13 protein-coding genes are annotated in these 12,095 nt (G+C 33.8%); 6 read left to right on the forward strand and 7 right to left on the reverse strand.

Going from position 1 to position 12,095, the window contains the following annotated elements; translation table 11 throughout:
* Window positions 1–10: 10 nt before the first annotated feature.
* The 4 genes from J3495_RS00535 (at window position 11) to tsaB (ending at window position 4,666) form a co-directional block, all read left to right on the forward strand.
* Window positions 11–1,129, forward strand: coding sequence for an efflux RND transporter periplasmic adaptor subunit (locus tag J3495_RS00535; RefSeq protein ID WP_210664610.1), 1,119 nt, complete (start codon window positions 11–13; stop codon window positions 1,127–1,129).
* Window positions 1,130–1,207: 78 nt separating this feature from the next.
* Window positions 1,208–2,659: a TolC family protein gene (locus J3495_RS00540; protein WP_210664611.1), complete on the forward strand. Its 1,452-nt coding sequence runs from the start codon at window positions 1,208–1,210 to the stop codon at window positions 2,657–2,659.
* Window positions 2,660–2,665: 6 nt separating this feature from the next.
* Complete coding sequence (locus J3495_RS00545) at window positions 2,666–3,958, forward strand: efflux RND transporter periplasmic adaptor subunit (RefSeq protein WP_210664612.1); 1,293 nt, start codon at window positions 2,666–2,668, stop codon at window positions 3,956–3,958.
* Window positions 3,959–3,994: 36 nt separating this feature from the next.
* A complete protein-coding gene (gene tsaB / locus J3495_RS00550; RefSeq protein WP_210664613.1) occupies window positions 3,995–4,666 on the forward strand; it encodes a tRNA (adenosine(37)-N6)-threonylcarbamoyltransferase complex dimerization subunit type 1 TsaB in 672 nt (223 codons plus the stop codon).
* 1 nt (window position 4,667) lies between these two features.
* Here tsaB and J3495_RS00555 read toward each other — a convergent pair whose 3' ends face one another.
* The 3 genes from J3495_RS00555 to J3495_RS00565 all read right to left on the reverse strand — a co-directional run bounded on the left by J3495_RS00555 (window position 4,668) and on the right by J3495_RS00565 (window position 7,046).
* Complete coding sequence (locus tag J3495_RS00555) at window positions 4,668–5,495, reverse strand: mechanosensitive ion channel family protein (protein WP_210664614.1); 828 nt, start codon at window positions 5,493–5,495, stop codon at window positions 4,668–4,670.
* 90 nt (window positions 5,496–5,585) lie between these two features.
* A complete protein-coding gene (locus J3495_RS00560; RefSeq protein WP_210664615.1) occupies window positions 5,586–5,993 on the reverse strand; it encodes a YtxH domain-containing protein in 408 nt (135 codons plus the stop codon).
* A gap of 153 nt (window positions 5,994–6,146) precedes the next feature.
* Window positions 6,147–7,046 (reverse strand): NifU family protein, encoded by a 900-nt coding sequence (locus tag J3495_RS00565; RefSeq protein ID WP_210664616.1) that lies wholly within the window; start codon window positions 7,044–7,046, stop codon window positions 6,147–6,149.
* Window positions 7,047–7,190: 144 nt separating this feature from the next.
* Between J3495_RS00565 and J3495_RS00570 the strand changes: the two genes are divergently transcribed.
* Both J3495_RS00570 and J3495_RS00575 read left to right on the forward strand, forming a co-directional pair.
* Entirely contained in the window at window positions 7,191–8,180 is a 990-nt protein-coding gene (locus J3495_RS00570) for a PorP/SprF family type IX secretion system membrane protein (protein ID WP_210664617.1), read from the forward strand.
* A gap of 11 nt (window positions 8,181–8,191) precedes the next feature.
* Complete coding sequence (locus J3495_RS00575) at window positions 8,192–8,704, forward strand: gamma carbonic anhydrase family protein (RefSeq protein WP_210664618.1); 513 nt, start codon at window positions 8,192–8,194, stop codon at window positions 8,702–8,704.
* 92 nt (window positions 8,705–8,796) lie between these two features.
* Here J3495_RS00575 and J3495_RS00580 read toward each other — a convergent pair whose 3' ends face one another.
* The 4 genes from J3495_RS00580 to J3495_RS00595 form a co-directional block, all read right to left on the reverse strand.
* A complete protein-coding gene (locus J3495_RS00580) occupies window positions 8,797–9,510 on the reverse strand; it encodes a LytR/AlgR family response regulator transcription factor (protein ID WP_210664619.1) in 714 nt (237 codons plus the stop codon).
* Between the two features lie 119 nt (window positions 9,511–9,629).
* Complete coding sequence (locus J3495_RS00585; RefSeq protein ID WP_210664620.1) at window positions 9,630–10,730, reverse strand: sensor histidine kinase; 1,101 nt, start codon at window positions 10,728–10,730, stop codon at window positions 9,630–9,632.
* A 1-nt stretch (window position 10,731) separates the two neighbouring features.
* On the reverse strand, window positions 10,732–11,064 hold the full coding sequence (locus tag J3495_RS00590; RefSeq protein ID WP_210664621.1) for a DUF4907 domain-containing protein: 333 nt from the start codon (window positions 11,062–11,064) through the stop codon (window positions 10,732–10,734).
* Window positions 11,054–12,058, reverse strand: coding sequence for a Kelch repeat-containing protein (locus tag J3495_RS00595; RefSeq protein ID WP_210664622.1), 1,005 nt, complete (start codon window positions 12,056–12,058; stop codon window positions 11,054–11,056). Before J3495_RS00595 ends, J3495_RS00590 begins: the two co-directional genes overlap by 11 nt.
* Window positions 12,059–12,095 lie beyond the last annotated feature (37 nt).

Here is a 12,095-nt window from a genome sequence, read left to right on the forward strand (position 1 = left end):
CAAAAACAAAATGAAAAAAGGAATAACTGTAACCATTTTAATTTTTATCGCTATAGTTTTTATTGGCGCACTATATTATTTGTACGCCAAAAATCAAGAGTCACCAATTGTATATAAAACTGAAAAAGCAGAAATTAAAACGATTGTAAAAAATACTATTGCTACTGGTAATATTCAACCTGATGAAGAAGTCCTAATCAAACCAAATATTTCAGGAATTATTGAGCAAGTATACATTAAAGCGGGCGAGAAAATCAAGGCTGGCGATATGATAGCAAAAATTAGAGTCGTTGCCAATGTATCCAATGTAAGTACTACACAAAATCAAGTACAAACCGCAAAAATTGCTTTAGACAATCAGGAAAAAATTTATAAAAGACAAAAAACATTGTTTGATAAAGATGTTATTTCTGCCAATGATTTTGATGCGGCACAATTGGCTTACACACAAGCCAAACAAAATTATTTAGCAGCCAAACAAAGTTTAGATATCGTAAAAACTGGTACAACCTCTTCTTTAGGAAGTTATGCCAATACTTTGATTCGTTCTACTGTAAACGGGATGGTTCTGGATGTTCCTGTAAAGGTTGGTAATCAGGTGATCGAAAGTAATAATTTTAATGAAGGTACTACCATTGCTAGTGTTGCAGATGTAGGTCGAATGATTTTTGTTGGAAAAATTGATGAATCTGAAGTCGGGAAAATCAAGGAAAAAATGCCTATCGAAATTACCGTTGGTGCTATCGAAAACAAAAAATTTGTTGCTGTTTTGACATATATTGCTCCAAAAGGCGTTACAGAAAACGGAGCCATTCAATTTGAAATTAAAGCTTCTTTAGAGAATAGAGATGCCACTTTTATCAGGGCGGGATTAAGTGCAAATGCTTCTATTATTTTAGAAAGAGCAGACAAAGTTTTAGCAATAAAAGAATCATTGGTACAGTTTGATAAAAAAACTCAAAAACCTTATGTAGAAGTTGAAACGGCTCCACAGAAATTTCAGAGAAAAGATTTAGTGCTGGGAGTTAGCGATGGAATTTACGTTCAGGTTAAAAGCGGAATCAAGGCTTCGGATAAAATTAAAATCTGGAATCAGGGATTGATAAACGAAGGCGAAGAGAAGAAATAATTGGTTTGTAAAAGAGTTTTTGGTTTAAAAAATGTTAAATTTGTGTGGTATCTTTTACTGCGCTTTCATTCAAAATATATGAAAATAAATAAATATAATAGTCTTGTTTTTGCCCTGTTATTTGGGTTTGGATTATCGAGTCAGGCACAAACAAAACAGTGGACTTTAGAGGAATGTGTACGATATGCGATGGATAATAATATCACGATTAAACAATCGGAATTGGATATTAAAAATTCGACAATTGATAAAAAAGATGCTTTTGGTAATTATTTGCCATCTGTTAATGGTAACGCTTCTCACTCCTGGAATGTTGGTTTGAACCAGAATATTACAACAGGTTTACTTGAAAATCAAACTACACAGTATTCTTCGGTAGGTCTTAGTGCTAATGTTGATATTTACAAAGGTTTGCAAATTCAGAACACTTATCGAAGAGCAAAACTTTCTATTATAGCTTCGCAATACCAATTAGTAAAAATGCAGGAAGATATTGCTTTGAATGTGGCGAATGCTTTTTTGGAAATTCTTTTCAATAAAGAAAATTTAAAAGTAAGAAAAGAACAACTTTCTATTGATGAAAAAAGATTTGCCCGTTCGGAAGAAATGGTAAATGCCGGAACTATTCCGCGTGGCGATTTATTCGATTTAAAAGCAACAGTTGCAACAGACAAGCAAAATATTATAGTTGCAGAAAATAGTCTGCTGATCTCTAAGTTAAGTTTGGCACAGTTGCTGCAACTTAAGGATTTTTTGGATTTTGATGTAATTGATGATACCAATGCAAAAGACGAAAATAATATTTTGGCGCAAAATCCGGTAGACATTTACAACAAGGCCAAAGAAATCAGAACCGACTTAAAAATAGCACAAACGAATCTCGAAATTGCGCAAAAAAATGTTGTTATTGCCCGAGGAGCTTATCAGCCTACTTTGAGTGCTTTTTATAATTTTAACACCAGAGCAAGTTACTCTGATATAGTAACGGGTACGACGATTAACACACAAAATCCAACGTCACAAATTGGTTTTGTAGACGGTACCAATCAGACAGTTTTAACGAATAATTTTTCTCCGGTTTTAGGAAGTCCTGACGGAATTTTAGACCAATTTAGTAATAACAAAGGGCAATCATTTGGTTTTCAGCTTTCTGTGCCAATTTTTAATGGATTTTCAGTTCGAAATAATGTAGAGCGTTCTAAAGTAAGTTTAGAGAAATCTAAAATAGAATTAGAACAAAAAAGTTTAGATTTGCAACGTAATGTATACACGGCTTTTACAGATGCAAAAGGAGCGTTAAATACTTACGAATCATCAGTTGTAACTCTAGAAGCAAGGCAACAGGCCTACAATTATGCTAAAGAAAAATACGATGTAGGTTTGATGAATTCGTTTGATTTTACACAAGCACAAACATTGCTGACAAATGCGCAATCAGATGTTATAAGAACCAAATACGATTATATTTTTAAAATTAAAATACTCGAATTCTACTTCGGAATTCCAATTGTACCTATTATCACAAAATAATTTATTATGTCAAAAAAAACAATTTATTTCTTAGTCGGGGGTGCAGTAGTTCTTATTGTAGCTTTAATTGGTTTGTCAAAAGCCGGAGTGATAGGAAATAAGGATGAAGGAAAAGAAGTAGAGGTTTCTAAGGTAATAGCTTCAACTATTGTTGAAACGGTTTCAGCAACAGGTAAAATTCAGCCGGAAATTGAAGTAAAAATTTCGCCGGAAGTTTCGGGCGAGATCACTTTATTAAATGTAAAAGAAGGGCAAGTTGTAAAAAAAGGAGATTTATTAGTAAAAATAAACCCTGATTTATATACCTCAAGTTACAATCGTTCTGTTTCGAATTTGTCAGGAACAAGAGCCGGACTTACCCAATCTCAGGCAAGTTTTAAAGAAGCAAAAGCCAACTACGAACGAAATAAAACGTTGTATGATAAAGGTGTAATATCAAAAGCAGATTGGGACAAAGCAATTGCTTCTTTTGAAGTAGCAAAAGCAACCCAGCAAAATGCGTATTACACAGTACAAAGTGCTTCGGCTTCGGTAAAAGAGGCAAAAGACAATTTGGGACGTACAACTATTTATGCTCCTGCAGATGGTACTATTTCGGTGCTGAATGTAGAACTAGGAGAACGAGTTTTAGGAACGCAGCAAATGGCAGGAACAGAGCTTTTGAGAGTGGCCAACCTAAACAATATGGAGGTTGAGGTTGATGTAAACGAAAATGATATTGTAAAGATAAAAATCGGTGACGAAGCCAATGTTGAAGTAGATGCTTATCTGAAAAAACAATTTAAAGGAATTGTTACCAGTATTTCAAATTCGGCAAGCAGTACATTGACATCTGATCAGGTGACTAATTTTAAGGTAAAAGTGAGGATTTTAAAAGAATCTTACTTAGATTTATTAGAAGGAAAACCGTCTACATATTCTCCTTTTAGACCTGGAATGACCGCTACAGTTGATATTATAACCAAAACTAGAGCAAATGTTTTGGCTGTGCCAATTAGTTCTGTTGTTGTAAAAGCTGATACAGCGTCGGTAAAAGATTTTAAAGTTGAAAATCTTGATGAAGATAAAAAGACAGCTCCGAAAAGTGATAAAAAGTTCGAATGTGTTTTTGTAAAAGTAGGAGATAAAGCCAAAATCAGAATTATCAAAACCGGAATTCAGGACGATACCAATATTGAGGTCATGTCAGGATTACAACCAGGAGATGTAGTGATTACTGGGCCTTATACCACAGTTTCTAAAGATCTTAACTCAGGAGATAAAGTAAAACTTAAAAAAGCAGAAACGCCTAAGAAGTAGTTTGCTTTTAAATCAATAATTCTAAAAATAAATACATTGTCATTTATTCTCAACATCGAAACTGCCACTAAAAACTGTTCTGTGTCTATTGCCAAAAATGGCGAGACTATTTTATGTAAAGAAATTGCAGAAGAAGGTTATTCGCATGATGAAAAATTACATGTTTTTATTGAAGATATAGTCAAAGAAGCAGCCATTTCTATGCAAGATTTAGTTGCCATTGCGGTAAGTCAGGGTCCTGGTTCTTACACAGGTCTCAGAATTGGAGTTTCGGCTGCAAAAGGATTGTGTTTTGCACTAGATATTCCGCTAATTGCAATAGATACTTTGCAAACTTTAGCTTCCAAAGTAAATAGTAAGGATGGAAAAATTATCCCGATGCTGGATGCACGCCGAATGGAAGTTTACAGTGCCATTTTTAATTCGAATTTAGAGAAAGAAAGAGCAGTTCAGGCTGAAATTATCACAGAAAATTCTTTTAGTGATTTTGAAGAAACACTTTATTTTGTTGGTGATTGTGCCGAAAAATGCAAACCTTTTTTAGTAAAAGATAATTTTATTTTTCTGGAAGATATTAAGTATCCATCTGCAAGAGAAATGAGTAAAATCAGTTACGAAAAATACAAAATAAGCGACACTGTAGATGTCGCTTATTTTGAGCCTTATTATTTAAAAGATTTTATGATGACTACTTCATCAAAAAAATAATTTATACCGTTTTATTCATTCCCACAGTAAAAGGCTGTACCTCAATTCCTGCTTCGTCTAAGGCTTTTTTGCAATTTTCTAAAGTTAGTGAAAACACAGCTGCAAAATTCTCGTTTTTGGCCCAAGGCCTAACAGCAAAATCGACAGAACTGGCAGAAAGGTTTTTTACAAAAACTTCCGGAGCCGGTACTTTTAAGACTTTAGGATTTTGAAGTAAAACCTCGAGTAAAATGTCCTTTGCCTTTTTGATATCAGAATCGTAAGAGATAGAAAAAGTCAGGTCGGCTCTTCTCTCGCCTTGCATAGAATAATTGATGATATTGCCGTTTGATAAAGCACCATTGGGTACAAAAACCGTCTGGTTGTTGGCTGTTAGCATTTTGGTTACAAAAATCTGAATTTCGCTTACGGTTGCTATAACGCCCTGTGCCTCGATGGTATCTCCCACTTTAAATGGCTTGAAAAGAATAATTAGCATTCCTCCCGCAAAATTAGATAGTGATCCTTGCAAAGACAAGCCAACTGCAAGTCCCATTGCTCCCAAAATCGCCACAAACGAAGAAGTCTCAATTCCAAGTTTCGAAATAAAAGTGACAAATAATAAAATACGCAGTGCCCAAAGCAGTATGTCGGCCAGGAATTTGGTTAGGGTAGGGTCTAAATTCCTTTTGATCATTAGCTTCCTGATAATTCTGTTTATTAATCTGATGGCATAGAGACCCACAAATAATATTAGAAAAGCAGAAATTAATTTAGGAGAATAATCAATTAACACATTGATAAATTTATCAGCGTAATTAGTGAGTTGGCTAGGATTGATGTTTAACATATTTAGAATAAAAAAACCTTCTCAAAAGAGAAGGTCTGGATTTGTTTTGCAAATATAAAAACAATTCTTTTATAAGGAACAATAATGCGTTTATTCTTTATCGGTTGTTTCGTCAATAACTTTGTCCGCAGCTTCATCGGTTTTTTCTGCTGCGTCAGCAACTGTTTCTTTGGTAACTGTTGCAGTTTCAGTGGCAATCTCTGTCGTTTTATCTTTAAAAGAATCAATAACATCACTTATAGAGTCTGTCGCTTTTTCAACGTATTCGCTTACGACATCTTTGGCATGACTTGCATATTCTACCGCGCTGTCTAATAAGGGTTCTGAGGCTTCTTTGGCTTTAGCAAAAGTTTCTTCGGCAAAAGCTTCAGCTTTGTCAATATAAGGTGCAGCTGCCTCTTTTGCTTCTTCAAAGGTAGTTTCGGCCTGATGTGCTACATCTGTAGCAGTTTCTTTGGCTGTGCCAAATAAATTTTTAAAAAATGATGATAATCCCATGGTTTTAGTATTTTGGTTTTGAATACAATATTAGCTATTTTTTTATAAAATTGCGACACTATGAGAGTAATAAATTATTGAAAATTAGCAAGATATGAATAAATGTAAAAAGCGCCTTATAAAGACGCTTTTTACTATTTATTTTGAAATTTTTTAAGCATTTAAAGCTTCTACGGTGATTTTTTCGTCATTCAACATGCTTTTCAGCATATTTTCAATTCCGCTTTTTAAAGTAAAAGTAGAAGACGGACAACCACTACAAGCTCCCTGCAAAATTACTTTTACCACTTTGTTTTCTTCATTAAATGAATCAAAGGCAATATTTCCTCCGTCTGCTGCCACTGCCGGTTTTACGTATTCTTCTAAGATGTTGATGATTTGTTGCGAGGTTACATCCAGTTTATCAAAAGCTTCGTCTTTGGTAATATCGTTTTTCGTAGCCACCTCAATCAAAGTTTCATCCAGAACGGTTCCACCATTTTCGATAAACTGTTTGATGAAAGTTCGCAATTCAAGGGTTATTTCCTGCCACTCGTTTACATCGTATTTGGTTACCGAAATATAATTTTCATCAATAAAAACTTCTTTTACATAAGGAAATTTAAATAATTCTTTTGCCAAAGGCGAAGAAGCTGTCTGATCGATATTTTTGTATTCGATGGCGTTTTTTGTGAGCATTCTGCTTACCACAAATTTTAAAGCAGAAGGATTTGGAGTGGTCTCACCATAAACCGTAATAGGTTGTTTTTTGGCTTTGGTTTCGTCCAATTTTATAATAACACCGCCTTTGTCTACAAAAGCTTCAATTTGCTCAGCAACGGCATCTTTTACATCGTCCCATTCTACAATGCTAAATCTTTCGATGGCAATAAAATTTCCTGAGATATAAACCGTTTTTACAAAAGGAAGGTAGAATAATTGTTGTGCCAATGGAGATGCTTGTGCTTCATCAATATTTTTGAATTCAAAATTCTGATTTTGAGTGATAAAATCCTCAAATTCAAACTTTAGTATTGTTGGATTTTGAGTTTCTTTTATAGTGATTTTTGTCATGATATGTAATTTTTTACAAATTTACTAAAGTTATTTTCTACTAATAGCTATATTTGATTTTTTAATAAAATATTTAAGATTTTGTCTTTAATTGAGACAAATTAATTCGTAGCGTTTAAAAATACAATCAAACAAAGTTCTTTTATGAAATTTAGAATCAATCTCAGCGTAATTTTTTTAATTACATCATATTATTCTTTTTCTCAAGAAGGAATTCCGGTATATTCAGATTATTTGTCAGACAACTATTATTTGATTCATCCTTCGATGGCAGGAGCAGCAAATTGTGCAAAAATTCGATTGACAGCCAGGAAACAATGGTTTGGTCAGGATGATGCACCCAGTTTACAAACATTAAGTTTTAATGGAAGATTAGGAGAAAGATCGGGTGCTGGAATTATTGTTTTTAATGATAAAAACGGGTATCATTCGCAAAAAGGATTTAAAGTTACGTACGCACATCATATTATGTTCTCTCGTGATGAAATAGATTTAAATCAACTGTCGTTTGGTATTAGTGGTGGCATCATCCAGAGTCAATTGGATGAAACCAGTTTTGGAGGAACTTTTGACCCGATTGTTTATGGATCAATCCAAAAAGATTCTTATTTTAATGTAGATTTTGGAGCTTCTTATAATTATCTAGATTTTTATGCCCATGCCACCATTCAGGGACTTGTAGAGACCAGAAGAGAATTATATACAGATTATGAAAGTGATAATGTGCGCAAGTTTTTAGTAAGTGCAGGTTATGTTTTTGGTAAAAGAGAAAATATTACTTGGGAACCTTCTGTTTTATTTCAGTTGTTTGATACAACCAAGGAGAAGTCACTTGATGTAAATTTAAAGGCATACAAAAACATGAACTTTGGAAGCCTTTGGGTCGGATTGTCTTACAGACGAAGTTTTGATGGTGCACAATATAGATCCGGAAGTGGTGTTGCGGCTCAAAAATTGCAATATATTACCCCTTTAGTGGGTGTAAATTATAAAAATTTTATGTTTGCTTACACGTATTCAAGTGTTACGGGAGATGTTAAATTTGATACGGGAGGTTACCATCAATTAACTTTAGGAATCAATTTATTTTGTACCAAAGAGCGTTACGATTGTAATTGTCCCGCCATTAATTAATTTTTTAGAATATGCTAATTAAATCTGTAAACGGAAAATCACCTCTTATTCCAGAGGACTGTTATGTTGCCGAAAATGCTACAATTGTGGGCGATGTGACTTTTGGAGATTCTTGTAGTGTTTGGTTTAACGCCGTAATTCGCGGCGATGTAAATTTTATTAAGATAGGAAACAAAGTAAATATTCAGGACGGAGCGATCATACATTGTACGTATCAAAAGCATCCGACTGTTATTGGAAATAATGTTTCAATTGGTCATAATGCAATCGTACACGGCTGTACCATTCATGACAATGTATTGATCGGAATGGGCGCCATCGTCATGGATAATTGTGTAGTAGAAAGCAATGCTATTGTGGCTGCGGGAGCTGTTGTAACACAGAATACGATTGTAACTTCGGGCAGCATTTACGCAGGTGTTCCGGCCAAAAAAGTAAAAGACATTGATCAATCTGATTTTGCAGGGGAGATCGAGCGTATTTCTAACAATTATGTAATGTATTCGGGCTGGTTTAAAGAATAAAGTCAAGGAATCCCAAATAATAAAAATTCCAAATCCCAAATAATGTTTAATTTTTATTGGAATTTGGAATTTTTATTTTGGAGTTTAAATTACTATAAATTGATTCTTTCGAAAAAAGCATTTTTATAACTTTCACTTATTGGAATCCGTTTATCGCTAATTAAAACTTTATTTTTTTGAATGGATTTTACATGTTTGATGTTGATAATATACGATCTGTGAATTCTCGAAAATCCTTTGCAGGAAAGCAAATTTTCTAATTTTATCAAACTGATTAGCGTAAGTGTAAATTTGTTATCTGTGGTATAAATTTTTACGTAGTCTTTCAGACCTTCGATAAATAAAATATCCGAAAAATTCATTTTTACGTTTTCGTATTCTGCTCTCACAAACATAAAATCCTGGTCAATTTCGGGAGCAGTAGTGCTTTCTGAAATAGCCTGAACATTCGCTGGATTGAAGGTTTGTTGTGCTCTCACAACCGATTTTAAAAAACGATGAAACGGAATTGGTTTTACCAAATAGTCAACGGCCCCTAAATTAAACCCTTCAACAGCATAATCAGAATAAGCAGTTGTAAAGATGATTAAAGGCTTTTTTTCGACGGTATTTAAAAATTCGATTCCGGAGAAATGTGGCATTTGAATGTCTAAGAAAATCAAATCGATATTGGTTTGATTGATAAATGAGACTGCATCAATAGCATTATTGAAAGTGCGAATCAACTCTAGTGAATCAACTTTTCCAACAAAATCTTCCAGTAACTCAACTGCTAAAGGTTCATCGTCTATAATTACGCACTTCATGTGTTTTGGATTAAAGTGTTAAAATTTGTTTTCGCGGTCAAAAGTAGTTTGAAATCAGTAAATTAAGTTCTAAAATTTTCATAAAATACTGTTCCAAAGATTTTATTTCTCTCCGTAATTTAATCTATTGAAGTTTTAATTTTATCTAATTTTAAGTTTAAATGCACCCTGTAATAATGGTTATCTTGTGTAATGGTAAGTTCGTGTGCATTAGGATAAAGCAAATCCAGTCTGCTCTGAATGTTGGCCAATCCTATTCCTGAGTTTTCGGGATCTTTCACGTAACTTTCAATTGAATTTTCTATCCAAAAATCGAGTGTATTATCGAGAATAAAAATCTTAATTTTTACGTGAGCGGCTCCTTTATAATCCGTTCCGTATTTGAAAGCGTTCTCTACAAACGAAATCAATAACAGAGGTTCTATAAATTTATTTCGGGTATCGCCGTGAACATTAATTACAATATCTTCAATATTATTAAGTCTGAGTTTTTGCAACTCAATATAATTCTGTATATAATTGATTTCTTTCTCTAAATCAACCGTTTTATTATCGGTTTCGTACAGCATATAACGCATCAGTTCAGACAAAGTGACGATAGCATCAGGAACCAAGTCTGATTTTTTATGTGCCAGAGAATAGATACTATTCAAAGAATTGAACAAAAAATGCGGGTTGGTTTGTTTTCTTAAATAAATCAATTCGGTATTGGTTCTGTGTGTTTCTGCAATCAGTTTGTTTTGTTGATTGTTGTAAAACTCGGTTAATGTTCTGATAATTGCACTTATCGTCAAAATCAAAATATAGAAAAAAGATGGCGCAATCTTAATAAAAACTGGCTGTGTCGACATTACGGCTCTTACTCCGGCCTTTTTTAAAACACGCTGGATGTCTGCGGGAGGCAATGCATTTGGAGGTCTGACAGGCCTAAATTCAGGAAAAAAATAATTAATCCTGATAATCATAAAAAGCATGATTAAAGAGAATGCAAAAGCAAAATATAGAAAGTATTTTTTTTCTAAAAGTAAAGCGGGTACCAAATAAAAATAATTCAGATAAAACAGTAAAATTCCGGTGATCCATTGTGCATAAAAATCAGTATTGATTCTAAAGGGACTTTCGTAAAACTGAATCAACGAAGTCAGTATGAAAAAAGCCCAGATAATGCTATGAAAAAGAATTTTATGAGAACTGGTATTTTTAATAGTGCCGATGTTCATTTTATAATTTTATTTTTAATAAAATTAAATCATTTTTTGTTACCGATGGCGATATGTTTTGAGAGAGTTTTTCGGCAACAAGATTGGCAACTTTGAGTGCGTCTTCTTCAGATTCAAAACTCTTAACCTCACTAATAACAGGAATGATAGATTGTTTGATTAAAATTTTATTATCATTTGAAATAGTATAACCCCAACCGGTTAGAGTTTGAAAAGATGCAATTTGTAGTGGTTCTTTTTTTGAGCAAGCTGCGAAAGCTAAAACAGCCAATAAAACGAATAAATTCTTCTGGATTTTTGTCCAGAAGAATTGTTTTTTTAAATTAATTATCATCGTCATTTTGCTCTTCCTGTGGTTTAAATTCCCATGCATCATCAAAATAAGTCGTTCCGGTTCTGCCCAACATGTAAAAACCTCTATTGTTGATGCTAAATCCAACAGCATCTGTTCTGGCAGCACCTTCCATAGCTGTTCTTTCCTCCCATAAATCGGTCGTAGGATTGTACTCCCAAACGGTTTTTAGACCTTCACCACCTACTATATATCCTAAACCGCTCATTGTAAAACTAGATGCATTCGAGCGCGTAATAGCATAATCATCATTGTAGCTGTAATCGTCATCGTCATCTTGGTCAATGTCTCGCTTTCTTGTCCAAACATCTGTCGAGGGATCAAATTCCCAAAAATCTTCCTGATTGATTCCGTTGTTGGCACCAGTTCCTAAATATGCTTTGTTGTTAATGACAAATACGGTTGCGTTACGTCTTTTGTTTCCGCTGAAACCACTTACCAATGTCCATGTGTTGGCATTGTCATCATATTGATAAAAATCTTTTAAGTAATTTCCATCATAACCCGTACCAAAAAAAGCTTTTCCGCCTACTTGAAAACCAACTGCAGAATAACGTGCTGTTCCTCCAAAATCTGTTTTTTGTGACCAAGAATTGGCAACCGGATCATACTGATAAAAATCTTTCAGCTTGTTTGTTCCGTCATAACCAAGGCCTACATACCCTTTTCCATTGAGTTCAAAACTTGAGGCTGCGCTTCTTCCAATACCTGTAAAATCAGCTTTTTGTTCCCAATAATCACCGTTTGAATTGTACGCCCATAAATCTTTTAAATAAACATCACCTGTATAACCGGTTGTTATGTAAGCGTAATCTCCGATAACAAAGCTGGTAGCACTAGATCGTGCAGGGCCATCAAATGCCGATTTTTTAATCCAGTTTCCTACTAAATCATCGTCATCATCATTGCTACAGCCTATAAAAAACAGACTGGAAAATAGTGAGGCAAATAATATTCCTTTTTTTAAATTATTCATAAGTGTATTAGATTTATTTCTGAAACGAATTTTTTAT

Source organism: Flavobacterium geliluteum, from assembly GCF_017948595.1.
GTDB lineage: Bacteria > Bacteroidota > Bacteroidia > Flavobacteriales > Flavobacteriaceae > Flavobacterium > Flavobacterium flavipigmentatum.